The following is an 18,805-nucleotide window of genomic DNA, read 5'->3' on the forward strand; positions in this document are numbered from 1 at the left end:
TCAGGCCGGGCGCGGACCGCGCATCACCAGCCAGATCAGCGCCCCGCCCGCCAGCGCTAGGAGCGGCACCATCGCCATGTTGACCGCGGTCCAGCCGGCCTCGGGCGTGCCGCCGGTGCAGTTCATCAGCACGCCCGACGAGAAGGAGGCCAACGTCACCCCGCCGAAAACGATCAGGTCGTTCATGCCCTGGGCGCGGCCACGCTCGGCCGCGGAATGGCAGCCCGCCAGCATCGAGGTCGCGCCGATGAAGCCGAAGTTCCAGCCGATGCCCAGCAGAACCAGCGCGACGAAGAAGTTTTCCAGCTCGACGCCCGCCAGACCCACCACGCCGGCGGAGGCCAGGATGCCCAGCCCCAGCGCCATGATCCGCGTCACTCCGAAGCGCGCGATCAGATGCCCGGTGAAGAAGGACGGCACATACATCGCCAGCACATGGGCCGAGACGATATCGGCGGCACGGCCCGCGTCGAAGCCGCAGCCCACCACGGCCAGCGGTGTCGAGGTCATCACCAGGTTCATCAGCGCGTAGGAGACCATCGCGCAGGTCATCGCCACGGCGATGCGCGGGTCGCGCAGCAACTCGGGCCAGGACCGGCCCTCACGCGGGGCGTCGCGGGCTGGTGTGCGGGGCTTCGGAATGTCGAGCAGCAGGAAGAGCAGCGCGCCCAGCAGGTTCAGCACCACCACCGCCAGGTAGGTTCCCATGAAGGGCACCACGAAGGCGTCGGTGGTCGCCTTCATGAGCTGCGGACCCACGATCGCCGCAGCCAGCCCCCCTGCCATGACGTAAGAGATCGCCTTGGGCCGGTAGGCGTCGCTTGCGGTGTCGGTCGCCGCGAACCGGTAGAAGCCGTGCGCCGACATGTAGATGCCGCTGAGATACGAGCCCAGCAACAGGAGCGGGAAGGAGCCCGTCATCAGCGCATAGGCGCCGACGCCACCCCCCGCCGCGCCGCCGAGCGCGCCCGCGAAGAACCCCGCCCGGCGGCCGAAACGCTGCATTACCTGCGACAGCCAGGGGGCCGTCGTCATCGACCCAAAGACGATCATCGTGATGGGCAGCGTGGCCCAGCAGGGGTTCGCCGCCAGCGACTGCCCGGCCAGCCCGCCGACGATGAAGATCATCGCCATCTGCGCGCCCAGCGTCGCCTGCGCCAGTACCAGCACGGCGACATTGCGCCGCGCGCGCTGGTCAGGATCGAGAGGGGCGGTCATGTCGGTCATGGCATCTGTCCTATCCGCGCGCCGCCGGGTCGGCAAGCCCGACTCTTCTGACCCTTCTCCGTGTGCCCGACTCTTCCCGATTGGCGCGCGTGCCCGTGCGCCCTATAGTCCGGGCCATGAGCGCGCATGTCCCCAATCGGAGCCCGGAATGAAGCTGCTGTTGCTGGCCGGCAGCGGCGAGGCGCGCGAGATCGCCGCCGCGCTCTCCGCGCGGTCCTGGCCCGAAACGATCGCCTCGATCTCGGGCGGGGCACGGGACGGCCCGCCGCTCGCCCTGCCCACGCGGCGGGGCGGTTTCGGGGGCCGCGCGGGATTCGAGGCATTTCTCGACGCCGAGCGTATCGGTGCGGTGCTCGACGCCACGCATCCCTTCGCCCATCGCATCACTCGGCGCACGGCCGAGATCTGCGCGGCGCGCGAATTGCCCTACTTGCTGGTCGAACGCCCGCCCTGGCGGCCAGGTCCCGGTGACCGTTGGACGATGCTCACGCACGAGGCGGAGGCGGCGCGCCATATCCCGCCCGGTGCTACTGTCTTCCTGGCCACCGGGCGCGGCTCGCTGCCGGGTTTCGCCAATCTGGCGGGCCGCGAGATCATCTGCCGCCAGATCGAGCCGCCGGAGGCGCCCTTTCCCTATCCGGGCGGGCGCTATCAGCAAGGCACGCCGCCCTTCAGCGAGGCGGAGGAGATCGCGCTCTTCAAGCGGCTCGGTGTAGATTTTCTGGTGGTGCGCAACGCAGGTGGAGAGCGCAGCGCCACCAAGCTCGCCGCGGCGCGCGCGCTGGGGCTTCCGGTGCTCATGATCGCCCGACCTTCGGCGCCGGACTGCCCGAGGGTGGAAACTGTGGCGGAGGCGCTCGATTGGGTTGCGCGCCTGGGGGCGCTGGCATGACCGGGCGGATCATCGAGACATCCGCGTGCGTGGCGGAGGGCGCGGCGCATCTGGCCCGCGTCGAGCCGCGTTTCGCGCAGGCGCTGGAGGAAACCGGGCCGCTGCCGCTGCGCCGCCGCCGCGACGGGTTTGAGGCGCTGCTCGACGCGATCGTCAGCCAACAGCTTTCGGTCGCGGCGGCCGAAGCGATCTGGCACAAGCTCAAGGTCGCGCGCCTGACCGGCCCGCGCAAGATCCGCTGGGCCAATGACGAGGAACTGCGCGCCTGCGGCCTGTCACGCCAGAAGATCGTCTATGCGCGGGAACTGGCGGGCAGCGGCGTGAACTACGCCGCGTTGCGCGGGATGCCCAGCGACGCGGTGATCGCGGAACTGGTGCGGATCAAGGGGATCGGCCAGTGGACGGCGGAGATCTACGCGATGTTCTCGCTGGGGCGGGCGGATGTCTTCGCGCCCGGCGACCTGGCGTTGCAGGAAAGCACGCGGCTCCTATTCGAGATGCCCGAGCGGCCCTCGGAGAAGGCGCTGCGCGCGATGGCTCAGGACTGGTCGCCCTGGCGGGGCGTTGCGGCGCGGCTGCTCTGGGCTTATTACCGGGTGGCCAAAGACCGCGAAGGGATACGCTGACATGCGCAAGCTGCACTCCGACCGCCGCCCGGCCGCCTCCGGAAATGCCCGCAGCCTGGTGATCTTCCTGCACGGCTATGGCGCGGACGGGGCCGACCTGCTGGGCCTGGCCGATCCGCTGGCGCCGCATATGCCCGATACGGTCTTCGTGGCGCCCAATGCGCCCGAACGCAGCGCCGCCAACCCGATGGGCTATCAGTGGTTCCCGATCCCCTGGCTCGACGGCTCAAGCGAGCAGGCTGCGCAGGAGGGTATGGAACGCGCTATCGAGGATTTGAACGGATTTCTGGATGCCACGCTTGAGGACGAGGGTATAAGCGCCGAGAACACAATCATTTTCGGCTTTTCCCAAGGCACGATGATGGCGCTTCACGTGGTCCCGCGCCGCCCGCCCGCCGTGGCCGGGATCGTGGGGTTCTCCGGCCGACTGCTGGCGCCGGAACGGCTGGAGGCAGAGGTCGTGAGCAAACCGCCCGTGCTGTTGGTGCATGGCGATCAGGACGAGATGGTGCCGCCGCAATCGCTCAACGAGGCGGGGCGTGCGCTCGACGCCGCGGGGTTCAACGTCTTTGCCCATGTGATGCGCGGCACCGGACACGGCATCGCGCCCGACGGGTTGAGCGTGGCGCTGCAATTCATGCGCGAGCAGCTTTACGACTGATCCGGAAAATCCGTTTCAGCTCAATCCACTGAATGCTGTTCTTCACAAGATAGGGGCCGCCCGTGACGGACGGCCCCTGAAAGTGCGATGCCCAGCCCTCAGCCGGCGAGCGCCTGATTGAGGTTCTGATCCACCTTTTCCAGGAAGCCCATCGTGGTGAGCCATTTCTGGTCGGGGCCCACGAGCAGCGCCAGGTCCTTGGTCATGAAGCCGGACTCGACGGTCTCGACGACCACGCGCTCCAGCGTCTCGGCGAAATTGCGCAGCGCCTCGTTGCCGTCGAGCTTGGCGCGGTGCTTGAGCCCGCCGGTCCAGGCGTAGATCGAGGCGATGGAATTGGTCGAGGTCTCCTCGCCGCGCTGGTGCTGGCGGTAATGGCGGGTGACGGTGCCATGCGCCGCCTCGGCTTCGACGATCTTGCCATCGGGGGTCATGAGCTGGCTGGTCATCAGCCCGAGCGAGCCGAAGCCCTGCGCCACCGTGTCGGACTGCACGTCGCCATCGTAGTTCTTGCAGGCCCAGACGAAGCCACCGTTCCACTTCATCGCGCAGGCCACCATGTCGTCGATCAGCCGATGCTCGTAGGTGATCCCCTTCTTCTTGAACTCCGCCTCGAATTCTTCCTCGTAGACCTTCTGGAACAGGTCCTTGAAACGCCCGTCATAGGCCTTGAGGATGGTGTTCTTGGTCGACAGGTAGACCGGCCAGCCCATGCTGAGGCCGTAGTTCATCGAGGCGCGCGCGAAGTCGATGATCGACTGGTCGAGATTGTACATGCCCATCGCGACGCCCGCGGCGGGCGCGTCATAGACAACCTTCTCGATCACCTCGCCGTCGTCGCCCACGAATTTCATCGTAAGCTGTCCCTTGCCGGGGAAGCGGAAATCCGTCGCCCGGTACTGATCGCCGAAGGCGTGACGACCGATCACGATGGGCTGGGTCCAGCCCGGCACCAGCCGGGGCACATTCTGGCAGATGATCGGCGCGCGGAACACGACGCCCCCCAGGATGTTGCGGATCGTGCCGTTGGGGCTGCGCCACATCTTCTTGAGGCCGAACTCCTCCACCCGCTGTTCGTCGGGCGTGATCGTCGCGCATTTCACGCCGACGCCCACTTCCTTGATCTTCTCGGCGGCATCCACGGTGATCTGGTCGTCTGTGCGGTCGCGCTCCTCGATGCCCAGATCGTAGTAGAGCAGATCCACGTCCAGATAGGGCAGGATCAGCTTCTTCTTTATGAAGTCCCAGATGATGCGGGTCATCTCGTCGCCGTCGAGTTCGACGACCGGATTGTCGACTTTGATCTTGGTCATGCGCGTGCCTCTTGTGTCAGGTCGTGAATCGGATGGCTGCTCTATAGCGTGAAAGGTCACGGCTGGAAAGATGGTATGCGACTGTATACTGAATTGGCGTCATCCCGCCACCAGCGCCCCGACCATATAGGCGACGATGGCCGATGCGCCGCCGACCAGCACCGTCTCGCCGACGCAGCGCCGCAGCCGCTCGGCGGTGGCGAACCAGCGCAGGAGCCCCAGCGCCATAAGCGCCAGCACCGTGGCCCCCACCGACAGGCCGAAGCGCGCGGCGTCGGGGGCGTGCAGCAAGTAGGGCAGGAGAGGGATCGTCCCGAAGGCCACGAAGGACAGGAAGGTGGTCAGGCCGTTCGCTGCCGGGTTGTCCTCGCGCGGGTCGGGCATGCCGAACTCGTAGCTCATCATCAGATCGGCGGTCAGCTCTGGATAGCGGATCAGGCGCGCGGCGACCTCTTCCGCGTCCCATGTGCCCATGCCGCGGTCGCGCAGGATCGCGTGCAACTCGCGCCGTTCGCCCTCGGGGTCGGCGGACAACTCGGCGATCTCCTCGGCATGTTTGCGCATGTAGAGATCGCGCTGCGAGCGCCCCGACAGGAACTCTCCCATTCCCATTGAGAGCGCATCGGCAAAGAGATTGGCCAACCCGAAGACCAGTACGGCCAACGCGCCGATCTGAGCCGCGCCCTCCATCGAGGCGCCGGTGAAGCCCGCGACGATGGCAAAAGTCGTGACGATCCCGTCATTGCCGCCATAGACGATGGGTTTGAGGTATTCCTGCACCCGGCCCATGTTGTGCGCGTCGCGCCGGTGCGCGGCCCAGTCGATGCCCAAGGCGTCTCTCCCCTCCGGTTGCGTGTCGCGTCAGGATAACCGCGATGGCGGCCGCGCACATTGACCTTTCTCAAGAAAGTGGCGGGCAAGGGGGATAATGGGAATTTTCATACCGGCCGGCTTGCGATAGATTTCGCCTATGACCGTGACCCTTCGCCAACTGCGATACTTCATCGCCCTCGCCGAGACCGGCCATTTCGGCCGCGCAGCGGGGTTGGTGCATGTCAGCCAGCCCGCGTTGTCAGTGCAGATCCGCGAATTGGAGGCGACGCTCGACGCGCAACTCGTCGATCGCCAGCCGCGCGGCGTGGTGCTGACGCCCACCGGGCATGAGGTGCTGCGCCATGCCCGCGCGATGATGGACAACCTGCGCACGCTGGAACAGGCGGCGCGCTGGCGGCGGGGTCTGGCGGGCCAGTTGACGCTGGGCGTGATCCCCACGGTCGCGCCCTATCTTCTGCCGGTGGCGCTGCCGCTCCTGCGGGCCGAGAACGTGATGCTGGATCTTCGGGTGCGCGAGGCGCAGACCGAGGCGCTGATCGCTGATCTGATGGCCGGGCGCCTGGACGCGGCGGTGATCGCCTTGCCGTCCGGACAAGGGGGGCTGGTAGAAACGGAATTGTTCGAGGATCGTTTCCTGCTGGCCGGCTCGCAGTCCCAGATCGCCGCGCTGCGCGAGACCGGCGACAGGTTGCGCCCGCGGGAGATCAAGCCGGACCGGTTGCTGCTGCTCGACGAGGGGCATTGCCTGGCCGATCAGGCACTCGAGGTCTGCGGGCTGGACCGCCCGGCGACGCGGGTGGATCTGGGAGCCTCGTCGCTGGCCACGCTGGCGCGGCTGGTGTCCGAGGGGTTCGGTCTGACCTTCCTGCCGGAGATCGCGCTGCGCGCGGAAACCGCGGGCACGGACGGGCTGGCGCTCATGCGCTTCGCCGAACCGCAGCCGGGACGCAGGATCGGCCTGGTGCGCAGGGGCGCATCGCAGCCCGAACCGTGGTTCGAGGAATTGGCCGGTCTCCTGCGTGATGCGGGCGAACGGCTGCTTTCGCAGGTCTCACAGCAGTGTGGCGCCGCCTGAGCGCGGCGGCTAGTTTGCCGCCGTCGCCATGTTCGACGCGATATTGGCCGCGAGCGACTCGGTGGGTTCCGTAAGCGCCGTACCGACAATGAGGCCGAGCACCGCCACACCGGCTGTGAGAACGACCCAGTCAACGGTCACGGCCCCCGATTCCTCCTGAAGAAATTTTTCAAATGTAAGCCGCATGGCCTTGTCCCTTTCCCTTTGTCACACCGTGGTATCCAATCAGCAGTGCTTGATATGGTTATTCCACCCAACCGTGACGCGAAATCGTGGGAATTCAGGTCATTCTGTGGCTGCATACACCATAAACACGGCGTAAATGAGTCGCTGATCCACTAATCTTGGACAATCCCTGCCACGCGGCATAAATAGTGCGATGCGACCGACGAAAGGACGAGCAATGGCCCCGCGCGATCTCAAGCTCCCCGAACAGCGCCATCCCGAGAAGGCGCACCGTCCGGACAATGCCCAGCCGCGCAAGCCGGACTGGATTCGGGTGAAAGCCCCGACATCGGCGGGCTACAAGCAGACCCGCGACATCATGCGCGAGAACAAGCTGGTCACGGTGTGCGAGGAGGCGGGCTGCCCCAATGTCGGTGAATGCTGGAGCGCCGGCCACGCCACGATGATGATCATGGGCGAGATCTGCACCCGCGGCTGCACCTTCTGCAATATCGCGACGGGCCGGCCGGATACGCTCGACCTCTTCGAGCCGGGCCGGGTGGCCGATGCGGTGGCCAAGCTGGGGCTCAACCATGTGGTGATCACCTCGGTGGACCGGGACGATCTGGAAGACGGCGGGGCGGAGCATTTCGCCATGACGATCCGCGCGATCCGCAAACGCGCGCCGGAAACCACGATCGAGATCCTGACGCCGGATTTCCTGAAATGCGCGCCGGAGGTGCTGGAAACCGTCGTCGCGGCCCGGCCGGATGTCTTCAACCACAATCTGGAGACCGTGCCGGGCCTCTATCCCGAGGTGCGGCCGGGCGCGCGCTATTTCCATTCGCTGCGCCTCCTGCAACGGGTGAAGGAACTCGATCCATCGATGTTCACGAAATCCGGTATCATGGTGGGGCTGGGAGAGGACCGCGCGGCGGTCGGGCAAGTAATGGATGACATGCGCGCCGCGGATGTCGATTTCCTGACCATCGGGCAGTATCTGCAACCCACGCCGAAGCATCACGCGGTGGACCGTTTCGTGACGCCCGAGGAATTCGCCGCCTATGAGAAATCCGCCTATGGCAAAGGCTTCCTGATGGTCTCTGCCACGCCGCTGACCCGGTCCTCCTATCACGCGGGCGAGGATTTCGCCCGGTTGCGCGCGGCGCGTATGAAGCGGTTGGGGCTCGAGGCATAGCGCCCCGCGTGCGTCACGGCCGGCCCGGTACCGCCTTCAGATAGGCCGCGATCGCGGCGCGATCCGCATCCGCCAGGCGCGAGAGCGCGGCGATCACCTCCACCATCTCGCCGCCGGCGCTGTCGTATTCCGGCGTGAAGCCGGTCTTCAGGTAATAGGCAATGTCCTCCGCCGACCAGTCGAGCGCGCCGGGCGTGATGTTCGGAATGCGGCCCTCGCCATCGGGGTCGGGCGCGCCGGCCAGCCAGTTCTCGCGGTCGAGCCCGCCCAGCGGGCCGCGCGGGGTGTGGCATGCGCCGCAATGGCCCAGCGCCTCGACCAGGTAGCGCCCGCGCCGGGTGGTCTCGTCCAGCCCGTTCTCAGGCACCACCCAGTCCGCGCGCAGGTGGAGCCGTTTCCAGAGGCCCAGCATGGGCCGCAGGCTGTAGGGGAAGCGGATCTCGTGCGGCGTGTTCGGTGTGGCTGCGGCGGGCAGCGTGTCGAGATAGGCTTTCAGATCGGCGATGTCGCGGGCCGAGGCATGTCGGTAGCTGGTATAGGGGAAGGCGGGATAATAATGCCGGCCATCGGGCGAGACCCCGTCGCGCATCGCACGCAGCAGGTCGCGCGCGCTCCAGCCGCCGATCCCGTGTTCGGGGTCGGGGGAGATGTTGGGCGCCACGAATATGCCGTAGGGCGACGCCAGGCGCCGCCCGCCCGCCAGAACCAGCCGCGCCGCACCCTCGGCCCCCGGTTCGGCGTGGCAGCCCGCGCAGCCGCCCGCATCGAAGACGGCCTTGCCCGCCGCCGGATCGCCCGCGCGCCTGTCCAGAACGTTCGTCCCGGCGGGCAGGGGGCGCGTCAGGACCCAGCAAACGGTGAGCGTGGCGGCGAGGGCGGCGAGGAGGGCGGTCCGGTATCGCATGGGGCTCGGTCAGGGGCGCGCGCCGCGCGCGCCGCCATTGGTGGTCAGCCAGTCGGGCCAGCCGATGAAATACTCGATCCCGCCCAAGAGCAGGCAAAGCGCGATGATCGAAAGGACGATCTTCACCCGGCGTTCCGAGGGCGGCCTGTGCGCCCATTTCGCCATCCTCAGCATCCAGCGGATATTCATCGCCCCCACATCAGCCCGTGAACCGGACCCTGCCGATGAAGGGCAGGTTGCGGTTGCGCTGCGCATAGTCGATCCCGTAGCCGACCACGAACTCGTCGGGGATCTCGAAGCCGGTCCAGTCGGCCCGCACATCGACCTCGCGCCGTGAAGGCTTGTCGAGCAGCGCGCAGACCTTGAGCCGGGCGGGCCCGCGCGCGCGCAGCAGGGTCAGCACATGGGCGAGCGTGAAGCCGGTATCGACGATATCCTCCACCACCAGCACGTCGCGGCCCTCGATCTCGCCGCGCAGGTCCTTGAGGATACGCACCTCGCGGGAGCTTTCGATGCTGTCGCCATAGGAGGAGGCTTCGAGGAAATCCACCTCCACCGGCAGGTCCAACTCGCGCACCAGGTCGGCGATGAAGACGAAGGAGCCGCGCAGCAGCCCCACGACCACCAGCTTGTCGGTGCCGGCGAAACAGTCGTGGATCTCGCGCGCCAGCGCCTCGACGCGGGCGGCGATGGACTTGGCCGAAATCATCTCGTCAATCAGATAGGCGCCATCCGGCATGGCCTTCCCCCTTGCATTCCGCGGCGCATCCTAGGACAAAGACCGCCGCATTTGTAAGGGGCAAAGGGCGGGGCGCATGCCGACACATGGCGAAAAACGCAAGCTGCCGTATTCCGCGCAGCAGATGTACGACCTTGTCGCGGATGTCGGCCGTTATTCCGAGTTCCTGCCCTGGTGCGCCGCCGCGCGCATCCGCGGCCGCCGCCCCTTCGAGGAGGGCGAGATCCTGGATGCCGACCTGGTGATCTCCTTCAAGGTCTTCCGCGAACGCTTCGGCAGCCGCGTCACGCTGCGCCCCGCGCGCACGATGATCGACGTGGAATACCTGGACGGGCCGTTCCGGTATCTCAACAACCACTGGCATTTCACCGACCGGCCCGAGGGCGGTTGCGAGGTGGATTTCTTCGTCGACTTCGAATTCCGCTCGCGCACGCTTCAGGCGCTGATCGGCGTGGTCTTCAACGAGGCGATGCAGCGCATCGTGGCCGCCTTCGAGAAACGCGCCGAGGCGCTCTATGGCCGCCCCTCGGAGTGACATCAGGGCGGATACCGCTTTTTCCATTTGAACAAGCGTTCCGAATCTGTATTCTTCCGCCATGCCTTGGGAAAAGACATATGATGACCGGGACGTCGTGGAGCGCGCCATGCGGGCCTTCTGGGCGCAGGGCTATGGCGGCACGTCTGTCGCGGATCTGGTCGCCGCGACGGGGATCAACCGCGGCAGCCTCTACAGCGGCTTCACCGACAAGCGCACGCTCTTCCTGACCGCGCTGCGCCATTACGACCGGGTCCAGCGTGAGGAGTTTCTGGCGCGTCTCGCGCGCGAGAACCCGCCGCGCGAGGCGATCCTCGCGGCCTTCGCCGCCGCCGCGCGCAGCCCCGACGACACGCCGCCGGGATGCCTGCTGGTCAACACCGCGCTGGAGGTCTCGCCACATGACGCGGAGGTGCGCGCCGTGGTCAACGAGGCGCTGGCCGGGGTCGAGGGGTTCTTCGCCGACCGACTGGAGGCACTGGAAACCGGCACCGGAACGCGCGCCACGGTGCAGGCACTTCTGGGTCTTTTTCTGGGGCTTCGGGTTCTCACCCGCGCGGGCGCGCCGCAATCGACGCGGGAGGCCGTCTCGGCCCAGGTGGCGGAAATGCTTGGGTAAAAAAAATTTCACTGATTTGGAACGAACGGTCAAACGCAAGCAAAAGGGAGATAGACAGATGACGGTATCCTATGTGGAACGCGACCAGGCAGGTCCGAAGACGCTGCAATTCTACGATGCGGCCGAGGAGCGCTTTCAGGCGCTGCTCAACATCTTCAAGGTCTTCGGCCACCAGCCCGAATACGGGCGGGTCTTCACCGACACGATCATGGCGATCCTCAAGGACGGGGTGATCGACTGGAACACCAAGGAGCTGCTGATCCTCAAGGCTACGCAAGGCAACGACTGCCAGTATTGCGTGGTGCAGTACGAACGGCTCTGCGACATGCTGGGCATCCCGGCCGAGAAGATTGCCGATCTCGACGGCACGAAGTACCGCGACAGCCCGCATTTCACCGAAGGCGAGAAGGCGCTGCTGGATTTCTGTGTGCAGATCGGGGAGGACGCGAACCGTGTCTCCAAAACGCTCTGGGACCGGCTCCACGCCCATTGGACCGATGCCGAGATCGTCGATGCTGCCTTCGTCATCACCACCTATATCGCGGTGTCGAAATTCGGCGACGCGCTCGGCGTGGAACTGGAGCCGATGTTCGAAGGCGTGACCCCGCAACTGACCATCAAGCACTGAAGACCGGCCGGACCACACCACTCACGGAAAGCCGGTGCCGGGCCGGGATGCGCGCAGGCTGATCCCGGCCCGGCGGAAAGGAGGAAGCCCATGCAGATCGAGATTTTTACCGGTCCGGGCTGCGGATATTGCGAGCGCGCCAAGGCGCTGCTGACCCGCAGGGGCCTGGACTTCCGCGAACGCGACATGAGCGATCCGGCGGTGCGCGCCGAGTTCGCCGAGCGCCTGCCGCGGCAGAAGGCTATACCGCAGATATTCATCGACGGCGCCCATATCGGCGGCTTCGAGGATCTGGAGATACGCCTGGGCTAGGGGGCGCGGCGCGCAGAACACGCGCCGCTGCCCGGATCAGGAGGTGAACTCGTAGGCCCGCTCGCCATGCGCGGTCAGGTCGAGTCCCGTCACCTCCGCCTCGGGATCGACACGCATCGGGGTCACGAGCCCCGCCAGCCTGGCGACAAGCACCGTCATGACCACCGTGAAGACGCCCACGACGGCGAGCCCGCCCAGTTGCGCCGCCCAGGCGCCCTGACCGAAGACGGCGATCATGAGGGTGCCGAAAATGCCGCCCACGCCATGCACGGCGAAAACATCGAGCGTGTCGTCGATCTTGAGCCTGAACTTGATCAGGTTCACCGCTTCCTGGCAGAGGATGCCCGCCACGCCGCCGATCGCCAGCGCCTCCAGCGGGCCGACGAAGCCCGACGCGGGCGTGATCGACGCCAGCCCGGCGATGGTGCCGGTCACGATCCCCACAAGCGACGCCTTGCCGTATTTGATCTTTTCCCACAGCGCCCAACTTAGCGAGGCGGTGGCAGCCGAGATATGCGTGACGGTCAGCGCCATCGCCGCGCCACCATCGGCGGCCAGTTGCGAGCCGCCGTTGAAGCCGAACCAGCCGACCCAGAGCATCGCCGCGCCGATCATCACGTAGCCGGGATTGTGCGGCGGCTTGGTCTTGTCGCGCCGCGCGCCCAGCATCACCGCCAGCACCAGCGCGGCAAGCCCCGCGGTCTCGTGCACGACGACGCCGCCGGCGAAGTCCCGCACCCCGGTCGCACCGAAGATGCCGCCATCGGCCATCATGCCGCCACCCCATATCCAGTGCACCACCGGTGCATAGCAAAACAGCATCCAGAGTCCCGAGAAGAGCATCACGAACCCGAAGCCCACGCGCTCGACATAGGCCCCCACGATCAGCGCCGGCGTGATGATGGCAAAGGTCATCTGGAAGGCGAAGAAGAGCACTTCGGGCAGCGTTCCCGACAGGCTCTCGGCGGTGACACCGGCCAGGAAGGCCTTGCCAAGCCCGCCCCAAATCCCGCTGTCGGCCGGCCCGAAGGCGATGGAATAGCCGAGCGCCAGCCAGAGCACACTCATAAGGCAGGCGATGGCGTAGCATTGCATGAAGACCGACAGCACGTTGCGCGAGCGCACCAGCCCGCCATAGAAAAGCGCCAGTCCCGGCAATGTCATGAACAGCACCAGCGCGGTGGCCACGATGATCCATGCAGTATCTGCCCCGTTCATCGGCCTCTCCTCCCGTTGTTTCCTGCGTTGGGCCGAGGAAGCGGGGAGCGAACGGGGGCGCAAGCGAAGATTGCCCGAAGATTGGGCAGAGCGGGGTGCAAATCGGCGTTTGCCTGAAAATTGTGCGCTATGGGGCGGCTGCGGCTATGGTGAAGGCAGTTTCAGGACGCCGCGTGGGCGCCCTCCAGCAGTCGGGTGAGTGCGTGGAGCACCGTCGCTTCGCGCACCTTGGCCCGACCCAGCGGGCCGAAATCGCGGGTTTCCGAGAAGATGGCCGCCCCGTCGCGGGCGAGGGCGAAGCAGACCCGGCCCTCGGGCTTGTCGTCGGACCCGCCGGGGCCCGCGATGCCGGTGACCGCCACGGCGAGTTGCGCGGCCGAGCGCGCCAGCGCGCCTTCGGCCATCTCGCGCGCGACCGCCTCGGAGACCGCGCCATGCCCCGAGAGCGTCTCGCCCGAAACGCCCAGCATCTCGACTTTGGCAATGTTGGAATAGGTCACGAAGCCGCGCTCGAAGATGTCCGAACTGCCGGCGATATCGGTGATCGCAGCGGCGATCATGCCGCCGGTGCAGCTTTCCGCGGTCGCCACCATCAACCCCTTCGTGCGGGCGGTTTCCAGAAGATCGCGGGCCAGAGCTTGTGTCACAACAGCACCCCATGCGCCAGCGCGGCTAGGACGGCCACGACGATGGCGGCCATGATACCAGCGATCACGTCGTCAAGCATCACCCCCAGCGCGTCGGCACGCCGGTCGGCGCGGCCCACGGGCCCCCATTTGGTGATGTCGAAGAGCCGGAAGAAGAGGAAGGCGCCCAGGATGCCGGGCCAGAGCTGCGTCACCTCGGCGCCCGTGTGCCAGGCCCCGGCGGAGACCGGCAGCAGCGCGATCCATTGTCCGGCAACCTCGTCGATCACCACCTCGGACGGGTCGTGATCGGCCTTGCCGCGGGTCCATGCCTCGGTCGCCCACCAGCCCAGCGGCAGCACCGCGAGCGTGGCCAGCAGCAGCAGCGGGAAGCCGCCCAAACCATGCAGCACCCAGGCCGCGGGCAATGCGGCGAGCGAGCCCCATGTGCCCGGCGCGGGGCGCAGATGCCCGACATAGAAGAAGGTCGCGACAAGCCGGCTCATGCATGCACCAGCGCGGCGGTGGCGGTGGCGGCGATGCCTTCCTCGCGCCCGGTGAAGCCCAGCCGTTCCGAGGTGGTGGCCTTAACCGAGATACGTCCGGCCTCCAGCCCCGTGATCTCGGCCAGCCGGGCGCGCATCGCTTCGGCATGGGGGCCGATCCTGGGCGTCTCGCAGATGATCGTGCAATCGATGTTGTTGATGGCGAAGCCGCGCCGGGCCGCGAGGTCCACCGCATGGCGCAGGAAGACATGGCTCTCCGCGCCCTTCCACTTCGGGTCGCTCGGCGGGAAGTGGCGGCCGATATCGCCCTCGGCCAGCGCTCCGTAAAGCGCATCCGTGATCGCGTGCATCGCCACATCCGCGTCGGAATGGCCCTGAAGCGCGCGCCCGTGCGGCACCGCCACGCCGCAAAGCATCACGTGATCGCCCGGCCCGAAGCGATGCACGTCATAGCCATGTCCCAGCCGCAGATCCATCGCGCCCCCCATCAGCCGTTCAGCCCGCGCGAAATCGTCGGGGCCGGTGATCTTCATATTGGCCTCATCGCCCTCGACGATAGCCACGTCAAGACCGGCGGCGCGCGCCACCGCCACATCGTCGGCGGCCTCGCCCGCATGGGCACGGTGGGCGGCCAGAATGGCCTCGAAATGGAAACCCTGCGGCGTCTGCGCACGAAAAAGGCCCTCGCGCGGCTCCACGCCGGTCACGCGGCCCTCTGCCCCGCGCCAGAGCGCATCCGTCACTGCCAGCGCCGGGGCGGCGGCCGGGGTCTCCGTCAGCGCCACCAGCACCCGGTCGATGACCACATGAGGCAGCAGCGGGCGCGCCGCGTCATGGATCAGCACAAGGTCCACGCCACGGCCCGCCAGCGCCTCCAGACCCGCGCGGACCGAGGCAGCACGGGTCGGACCCCCGGTGACGGTCCGCACCTCCCCACCGACATGCGCGGCGAAGAGCCCGTCATCCTCCGGCCCCAGGACCATCACGATCTCGGAGATCAAGGGATGGCTGCGGAGCGCGCCCAGCGTATGCGCCAGCACCGCCTTGCCCCGGATCGGCCGGTACTGCTTGGGCAGCCCCGCACCGGCGCGCACCCCGCGTCCGGCGGCGACGATCACCGCGGCGATGCGCGGACGGGGCGAGGGGGGCTCGGTGGTCATCCGTCTTCTCTAGGGACGAACGCGACGCGGGGCAACGCCGTGCCGCATTGTGCGGCAGACGGAATCGGGTTAGGAAATCGCCACGAACGCACAAGGATTGGGCATTTGACCATTCTATTGGCAGATACGCCGCTGGACCCGCCCGTATTTCTGGCCCCGATGGCCGGAATTACCGATCTTCCCTTCCGAAAGCTGGTCGCGCGCTTCGGCGCGGGGCTTGTCGTCTCGGAAATGGTGGCCTCACAGGAAATGGTGGAAGCGAAACCGTCTGTCCGCGCCCGCGCCGAGTTGGGATTCGGCGACGAACACACCGCAGTGCAGCTTGCCGGGCGCGAGGCGCACTGGATGGCCGAGGCCGCCCGCATGGCCGAAGCGCAGGGCGCTCGGATCATCGACATCAACATGGGCTGCCCGGCCAAGAAGGTGACTTCGGGCCTGTCGGGCTCGGCGCTGATGCGCGATCCCGAGCACGCGCTGCGTCTGATCGAGGCGGTGGTGGGCGCTGTGCGCGTGCCGGTGACGCTGAAGATGCGGCTGGGATGGGACGGAAACTCGCTCAACGCGCCGCAGATCGCCGCCTGGGCGCAGAGCGCGGGCGTGCGGATGATCACGGTGCACGGGCGCACACGCTGCCAGTTCTACAAGGGGCGGGCCGACTGGGCCGCGATCCGCGCGGTGCGCGCAGCCGTGAGCATCCCGGTCGTGGCCAATGGCGACATCACTGGCCCGGACGCGGCGCGCGCGGCACGTGCGGCCTCGGGCGCGGACGGGGTGATGGTGGGGCGCGGCGCGCAGGGGCGGCCCTGGCTGCTGGCACAGATCGCCGCGGCGCTGCACGGGCATCCCGCGCCCGAGATCCCGCGCGGCCCGGCGCTGGCGGACATGGCCGTGGAACATTACGAGGCCATGCTGTCCTTCTACCGGCGCGATCTGGGCCTGCGCGTCGCGCGCAAGCATCTGGGCTGGTACATGGATGGAGCCGGCGCTGTTCCGGCCCTGCGCCGCGCCGTGCTGACCGCGACCGAACCCGGCGCGGCACTCAACGCGTTGCGGCGGACGCTGACGGACGGGCGGGTTGCGGCATGAACGGGCTTTCGGAAGATACGATCTGGGCCTCGCTGCCGGTTCCCGCGCTGATCGTCGCGCGCGACGACCGCATCATGGCGATGAACCCGGCCGCCGAGGCGTTCTTCAACGCGCCGGCGCGGGCGCTGCTCGACGCGCCGGTCTGGGACCGCCTGATGGTCGACGCGCCGATCGAGGAGAGCTTCGCGCGGGTGCGCGAGGGGCATGCGGCACTCTTTCTCAATGACGTGGATATCGGCACCGGCGCGCGTGCGCCGCAGCTTTGCAACATGCAGATCGCCCCGATGGCCGACCGGTCGGGCCGGGTGCTGCTGCTTCTGGAGCCGCGCGAGGTGGCCGGGCGCCTGGGCCGCGCGATGGGGGTCAAGTCGGCGGCCAAATCGGCGATCGGCATGGCCGAGATGCTGGCCCACGAGATCAAGAACCCGCTGGCGGGCATCACCGGGGCGGCCCAACTCCTCAGCATGAGCCTGAGCGGCGACGGCATTGAAATGACGGACCTTATCGTGGCCGAGGCGCGGCGCATCCTCGGCCTGCTCGAGCAGGTGGAGCAATTCGGCAACCTGCGTCCGCCGGACCGGCGCGTGGTCAATCTTCACGACATCCTGGACCGGGCGCGCAAATCCGCCGCCGTGGGCGTGGCCGCGGATATGGATATCCGCGAGGATTACGACCCTTCACTGCCGCCCACATGGGGCGATGCGGACCAGCTACAGCAGGTGTTCCAGAACCTGCTGAAGAACGCCGCTGAGGCCGCCGGGCCGGAGGGCGGCACGATCACCCTGCGCAGCTTCTATGAGCACCGGCTGCGGTTGCGCAAACCCGATGGCAGCGCCGGCGCAGTGCCGCTTCAGGTGGAGGTGATCGACGACGGGCCGGGCCTGCCGCCCGAGATCGCGGGCGAAGTGTTCGAGCCTTTCGTGTCGGGCCGCGAGAATGGCACCGGACTGGGGCTGGCGCTGGTCTCGAAGATCGTCTCGGACCATGACGGCTGGATTGCCGTCGATTCGGTGCCGGGCCGTACCGTGTTCCGGGTCTCTCTCCCGGTTGCGCCGAAAGGTGAAGAAGCACAATGAAGCCGTTGACCAAAAAGGAACAAATCTGATGGATGGCACGGTTCTGGTCGCTGACGACGACCGCACGATCCGCACGGTTCTGACCCAGGCCCTGACGCGGGCGGGCTGCAAGGTTCACGCGACATCCTCGCTGGTGACGCTGATGCGCTGGATCGGCGAGGGCAAGGGCGATCTGGTGATCACCGATGTCATGATGCCCGATGGTAACGGGCTGGACATGTTGCCCAAGATCGGCGCGGAGCGCCCCGGCATGCCGGTGATCGTGATCTCGGCCCAGAACACCATCATGACGGCGATCCAGGCGGAGGAGGCCGATGCCTGGGACTACCTGCCGAAACCCTTCGACCTGCCGAATCTGATGAAACGCGCCGCGCGTGCCTTGCAGACCCGGCGCCAGCGTCCCGCGCCCGACGAGGCCGCGCAGGAGGCCAGCGAGTTGCCGCTGGTGGGCCGCACGCCGCAGATGCAGGCGCTCTACCGGCTGGTGGCGCGGGTGATGAACGCCGATCTTCCGGTCCTGATTTCTGGTGAAAGCGGCACCGGCAAGTCACTGATTGCGCGCACGATTCACGATTTCAGCGACCGGCGCGCACAGCCCTTCGTCACGGCGTCCGCCGCCGATCTGGCGGGCATGGACGGCCCCTCTGCGCTGGTGGCGCGGGCGCGCGGCGGCACCATTCTCTTCGACGAGGTGGGCGATTTCGACGCCGAGGCGCAGCTTCGCATCACCCGGATGCTGGACGGGTTCAGCGACACCGCGCCGCGGGTGATGGCCACGACGCAGCAGGATCTCTCTGCGCGGATGGATGCGGGCGCCTTCCGGCAGGATCTCTTCTACCGCCTGGGGGGCATCACGCTCGACGTGCCAGCGCTGCGCGAGAGGGTGGATGACATCCCGCTCCTGGCCGAGCATTTCCTGGCCCGGATCGCGCGCGAGGGTTTCTCCGTCAGGCATCTGTCGGAGGGCGCGGCCAAGCACCTGCGCGCCTATAGCTGGCCCGGCAACGTGCGCCAGCTTGAGAACACGATCCGCAGGCTGGCGATCACCAGCCCGGAGAGCGAGATATCAGCCGGGGACGCCGAGTCGGTTCTGGCCAACCAGCCGGCGATGGAACCCGTGGGAAGCGCCGGCGAGGGCGACAAGCTCTCGTCCTCCGTCGCCGCCCACCTGAAACGCTATTTCGATCTGCATGGCGGCGTGTTGCCGCCACCGGGGCTCTACCAGCGCATTCTGCGCGAGGTTGAGTTTCCCCTGATTGAGATCGCCCTGGATGCAACAGGCGGAAATCAGGCCAAATGTGCCGATCTGCTGGGCATCAACCGCAATACCTTGCGCAAAAAGATTACAGAGCTTGATATCCGCGTGACACGCCGCCGCAAGTTGATGTAGATTGGCAACAGTAAC

General features: G+C 67.2%; 23 protein-coding genes. 12 read left to right on the top strand and 11 right to left on the bottom strand.

Annotated features, from left to right (window positions below; translation table 11 throughout):
- Positions 1-1,227: an MFS transporter gene (locus DDZ14_RS06880; RefSeq protein WP_109424213.1), complete on the bottom strand. Its 1,227-nt coding sequence runs from the start codon at positions 1,225-1,227 to the stop codon at positions 1-3.
- Positions 1,228-1,375: 148 nt separating this feature from the next.
- Here DDZ14_RS06880 and DDZ14_RS06885 point away from each other — a divergent pair, with 148 nt between their 5' ends.
- The 3 genes from DDZ14_RS06885 to DDZ14_RS06895 are packed head-to-tail and all read left to right on the top strand — an operon-like array spanning position 1,376 to position 3,406.
- The gene (locus tag DDZ14_RS06885; protein WP_109424214.1) at positions 1,376-2,119 is read left to right on the top strand and encodes a precorrin-6A/cobalt-precorrin-6A reductase; all 744 of its coding nucleotides are present in this window, start codon (positions 1,376-1,378) and stop codon (positions 2,117-2,119) included.
- Positions 2,116-2,745, top strand: a complete 630-nt coding sequence (locus DDZ14_RS06890; RefSeq protein WP_109424215.1) for a DNA-3-methyladenine glycosylase — start codon at positions 2,116-2,118, stop codon at positions 2,743-2,745. Before DDZ14_RS06885 ends, DDZ14_RS06890 begins: the two co-directional genes overlap by 4 nt.
- A 1-nt stretch (position 2,746) precedes the next feature.
- Entirely contained in the window at positions 2,747-3,406 is a 660-nt protein-coding gene (locus DDZ14_RS06895; protein WP_109424216.1) for an alpha/beta hydrolase, read from the top strand.
- Positions 3,407-3,504: 98 nt separating this feature from the next.
- Here DDZ14_RS06895 and DDZ14_RS06900 read toward each other — a convergent pair whose 3' ends face one another.
- The gene (locus tag DDZ14_RS06900) at positions 3,505-4,719 is read right to left on the bottom strand and encodes an NADP-dependent isocitrate dehydrogenase (protein WP_109424217.1); all 1,215 of its coding nucleotides are present in this window, start codon (positions 4,717-4,719) and stop codon (positions 3,505-3,507) included.
- A gap of 99 nt (positions 4,720-4,818) precedes the next feature.
- A complete protein-coding gene (locus tag DDZ14_RS06905; RefSeq protein ID WP_369914624.1) occupies positions 4,819-5,550 on the bottom strand; it encodes a VIT1/CCC1 transporter family protein in 732 nt (243 codons plus the stop codon).
- 139 nt (positions 5,551-5,689) lie between these two features.
- On the opposite strand from DDZ14_RS06905, the gene DDZ14_RS06910 reads away from it, so the two are divergent.
- The gene (locus tag DDZ14_RS06910; RefSeq protein WP_109424218.1) at positions 5,690-6,628 is read left to right on the top strand and encodes a hydrogen peroxide-inducible genes activator; all 939 of its coding nucleotides are present in this window, start codon (positions 5,690-5,692) and stop codon (positions 6,626-6,628) included.
- A gap of 9 nt (positions 6,629-6,637) precedes the next feature.
- Here the strand turns inward: DDZ14_RS06910 and DDZ14_RS19860 are convergent, their stop codons facing one another.
- Positions 6,638-6,814: a hypothetical protein gene (locus tag DDZ14_RS19860; protein ID WP_199221303.1), complete on the bottom strand. Its 177-nt coding sequence runs from the start codon at positions 6,812-6,814 to the stop codon at positions 6,638-6,640.
- Between the two features lie 217 nt (positions 6,815-7,031).
- Between DDZ14_RS19860 and lipA the strand changes: the two genes are divergently transcribed.
- Positions 7,032-7,991, top strand: a complete 960-nt coding sequence (gene lipA / locus DDZ14_RS06915; RefSeq protein ID WP_199221304.1) for a lipoyl synthase — start codon at positions 7,032-7,034, stop codon at positions 7,989-7,991.
- Positions 7,992-8,004: 13 nt separating this feature from the next.
- On the opposite strand, the gene DDZ14_RS06920 is transcribed toward lipA, so the two are convergent.
- The 3 genes from DDZ14_RS06920 to hpt are packed head-to-tail and all read right to left on the bottom strand — an operon-like array spanning position 8,005 to position 9,634.
- Entirely contained in the window at positions 8,005-8,895 is an 891-nt protein-coding gene (locus tag DDZ14_RS06920; protein WP_109424220.1) for a cytochrome c, read from the bottom strand.
- Between the two features lie 9 nt (positions 8,896-8,904).
- On the bottom strand, positions 8,905-9,060 hold the full coding sequence (locus tag DDZ14_RS06925; RefSeq protein ID WP_369914626.1) for a hypothetical protein: 156 nt from the start codon (positions 9,058-9,060) through the stop codon (positions 8,905-8,907).
- Between the two features lie 34 nt (positions 9,061-9,094).
- Positions 9,095-9,634 (bottom strand): hypoxanthine phosphoribosyltransferase, encoded by a 540-nt coding sequence (gene hpt / locus DDZ14_RS06930; protein ID WP_109424221.1) that lies wholly within the window; start codon positions 9,632-9,634, stop codon positions 9,095-9,097.
- Positions 9,635-9,710: 76 nt separating this feature from the next.
- Here hpt and DDZ14_RS06935 point away from each other — a divergent pair, with 76 nt between their 5' ends.
- From DDZ14_RS06935 to DDZ14_RS06950, 4 genes are all read left to right on the top strand, one after another.
- Complete coding sequence (locus DDZ14_RS06935; RefSeq protein WP_109424222.1) at positions 9,711-10,169, top strand: type II toxin-antitoxin system RatA family toxin; 459 nt, start codon at positions 9,711-9,713, stop codon at positions 10,167-10,169.
- A gap of 109 nt (positions 10,170-10,278) precedes the next feature.
- On the top strand, positions 10,279-10,788 hold the full coding sequence (locus tag DDZ14_RS06940) for a TetR/AcrR family transcriptional regulator (protein ID WP_158275471.1): 510 nt from the start codon (positions 10,279-10,281) through the stop codon (positions 10,786-10,788).
- A 58-nt stretch (positions 10,789-10,846) separates the two neighbouring features.
- Positions 10,847-11,416, top strand: a complete 570-nt coding sequence (locus DDZ14_RS06945) for a carboxymuconolactone decarboxylase family protein (RefSeq protein WP_158275472.1) — start codon at positions 10,847-10,849, stop codon at positions 11,414-11,416.
- Positions 11,417-11,506: 90 nt separating this feature from the next.
- Positions 11,507-11,728 (top strand): glutaredoxin domain-containing protein, encoded by a 222-nt coding sequence (locus DDZ14_RS06950; RefSeq protein WP_109424225.1) that lies wholly within the window; start codon positions 11,507-11,509, stop codon positions 11,726-11,728.
- 36 nt (positions 11,729-11,764) lie between these two features.
- On the opposite strand, the gene DDZ14_RS06955 is transcribed toward DDZ14_RS06950, so the two are convergent.
- The 4 genes from DDZ14_RS06955 to DDZ14_RS06970 form a co-directional block, all read right to left on the bottom strand.
- Positions 11,765-12,946, bottom strand: coding sequence for an ammonium transporter (locus DDZ14_RS06955; RefSeq protein ID WP_109424226.1), 1,182 nt, complete (start codon positions 12,944-12,946; stop codon positions 11,765-11,767).
- Between the two features lie 161 nt (positions 12,947-13,107).
- The gene (locus DDZ14_RS06960) at positions 13,108-13,593 is read right to left on the bottom strand and encodes a CinA family protein (RefSeq protein WP_109424227.1); all 486 of its coding nucleotides are present in this window, start codon (positions 13,591-13,593) and stop codon (positions 13,108-13,110) included.
- On the bottom strand, positions 13,590-14,078 hold the full coding sequence (locus tag DDZ14_RS06965; RefSeq protein ID WP_109424228.1) for a phosphatidylglycerophosphatase A: 489 nt from the start codon (positions 14,076-14,078) through the stop codon (positions 13,590-13,592). The genes DDZ14_RS06960 and DDZ14_RS06965 overlap by 4 nt, the downstream gene beginning before the upstream one ends.
- Complete coding sequence (locus DDZ14_RS06970) at positions 14,075-15,238, bottom strand: bifunctional 2-C-methyl-D-erythritol 4-phosphate cytidylyltransferase/2-C-methyl-D-erythritol 2,4-cyclodiphosphate synthase (RefSeq protein ID WP_109424229.1); 1,164 nt, start codon at positions 15,236-15,238, stop codon at positions 14,075-14,077. The genes DDZ14_RS06965 and DDZ14_RS06970 overlap by 4 nt, the downstream gene beginning before the upstream one ends.
- Before the next feature lie 105 nt (positions 15,239-15,343).
- Here DDZ14_RS06970 and dusB point away from each other — a divergent pair, with 105 nt between their 5' ends.
- Genes dusB through DDZ14_RS06985 form a run of 3 tightly spaced genes read left to right on the top strand, consistent with a single transcriptional unit; the run spans position 15,344 to position 18,790 of the window.
- Positions 15,344-16,324, top strand: a complete 981-nt coding sequence (dusB, locus tag DDZ14_RS06975) for a tRNA dihydrouridine synthase DusB (protein WP_109424230.1) — start codon at positions 15,344-15,346, stop codon at positions 16,322-16,324.
- Positions 16,321-17,400: a nitrogen regulation protein NR(II) gene (locus tag DDZ14_RS06980; RefSeq protein ID WP_109424231.1), complete on the top strand. Its 1,080-nt coding sequence runs from the start codon at positions 16,321-16,323 to the stop codon at positions 17,398-17,400. Before dusB ends, DDZ14_RS06980 begins: the two co-directional genes overlap by 4 nt.
- A gap of 28 nt (positions 17,401-17,428) precedes the next feature.
- Positions 17,429-18,790, top strand: a complete 1,362-nt coding sequence (locus DDZ14_RS06985) for a response regulator (RefSeq protein WP_109424232.1) — start codon at positions 17,429-17,431, stop codon at positions 18,788-18,790.
- Positions 18,791-18,805 lie beyond the last annotated feature (15 nt).

The sequence above is a fragment of the Maritimibacter sp. 55A14 genome (assembly GCF_003122205.1).
In the GTDB taxonomy this organism is placed as follows: Bacteria; Pseudomonadota; Alphaproteobacteria; order Rhodobacterales; family Rhodobacteraceae; genus QEYE01.

What these genes read in the sequence shown, in the direction of transcription:
- DDZ14_RS06880 (WP_109424213.1), bottom strand. Translation starts at nt 1,227, where the DNA reads ATGACCGACATGACCGCCCCTCTCGATCCTGACCAGCGCGCGCGGCGC.
- DDZ14_RS06895 (WP_109424216.1), top strand. Translation starts at nt 2,747, where the DNA reads ATGCGCAAGCTGCACTCCGACCGCCGCCCGGCCGCCTCCGGAAATGCC.
- DDZ14_RS06920 (WP_109424220.1), bottom strand. Translation starts at nt 8,895, where the DNA reads ATGCGATACCGGACCGCCCTCCTCGCCGCCCTCGCCGCCACGCTCACC.
- DDZ14_RS06970 (WP_109424229.1), bottom strand. Translation starts at nt 15,238, where the DNA reads ATGACCACCGAGCCCCCCTCGCCCCGTCCGCGCATCGCCGCGGTGATC.
- DDZ14_RS19860 (WP_199221303.1), bottom strand. Translation starts at nt 6,814, where the DNA reads ATGCGGCTTACATTTGAAAAATTTCTTCAGGAGGAATCGGGGGCCGTG.
- lipA (WP_199221304.1), top strand. Translation starts at nt 7,032, where the DNA reads ATGGCCCCGCGCGATCTCAAGCTCCCCGAACAGCGCCATCCCGAGAAG.
- DDZ14_RS06885 (WP_109424214.1), top strand. Translation starts at nt 1,376, where the DNA reads ATGAAGCTGCTGTTGCTGGCCGGCAGCGGCGAGGCGCGCGAGATCGCC.
- DDZ14_RS06890 (WP_109424215.1), top strand. Translation starts at nt 2,116, where the DNA reads ATGACCGGGCGGATCATCGAGACATCCGCGTGCGTGGCGGAGGGCGCG.
- DDZ14_RS06980 (WP_109424231.1), top strand. Translation starts at nt 16,321, where the DNA reads ATGAACGGGCTTTCGGAAGATACGATCTGGGCCTCGCTGCCGGTTCCC.
- DDZ14_RS06965 (WP_109424228.1), bottom strand. Translation starts at nt 14,078, where the DNA reads ATGAGCCGGCTTGTCGCGACCTTCTTCTATGTCGGGCATCTGCGCCCC.
- DDZ14_RS06925 (WP_369914626.1), bottom strand. Translation starts at nt 9,060, where the DNA reads ATGGCGAAATGGGCGCACAGGCCGCCCTCGGAACGCCGGGTGAAGATC.
- DDZ14_RS06985 (WP_109424232.1), top strand. Translation starts at nt 17,429, where the DNA reads ATGGATGGCACGGTTCTGGTCGCTGACGACGACCGCACGATCCGCACG.
- hpt (WP_109424221.1), bottom strand. Translation starts at nt 9,634, where the DNA reads ATGCCGGATGGCGCCTATCTGATTGACGAGATGATTTCGGCCAAGTCC.
- DDZ14_RS06935 (WP_109424222.1), top strand. Translation starts at nt 9,711, where the DNA reads ATGCCGACACATGGCGAAAAACGCAAGCTGCCGTATTCCGCGCAGCAG.
- DDZ14_RS06910 (WP_109424218.1), top strand. Translation starts at nt 5,690, where the DNA reads ATGACCGTGACCCTTCGCCAACTGCGATACTTCATCGCCCTCGCCGAG.
- DDZ14_RS06945 (WP_158275472.1), top strand. Translation starts at nt 10,847, where the DNA reads ATGACGGTATCCTATGTGGAACGCGACCAGGCAGGTCCGAAGACGCTG.
- DDZ14_RS06955 (WP_109424226.1), bottom strand. Translation starts at nt 12,946, where the DNA reads ATGAACGGGGCAGATACTGCATGGATCATCGTGGCCACCGCGCTGGTG.
- DDZ14_RS06940 (WP_158275471.1), top strand. Translation starts at nt 10,279, where the DNA reads ATGCGGGCCTTCTGGGCGCAGGGCTATGGCGGCACGTCTGTCGCGGAT.
- DDZ14_RS06950 (WP_109424225.1), top strand. Translation starts at nt 11,507, where the DNA reads ATGCAGATCGAGATTTTTACCGGTCCGGGCTGCGGATATTGCGAGCGC.
- DDZ14_RS06900 (WP_109424217.1), bottom strand. Translation starts at nt 4,719, where the DNA reads ATGACCAAGATCAAAGTCGACAATCCGGTCGTCGAACTCGACGGCGAC.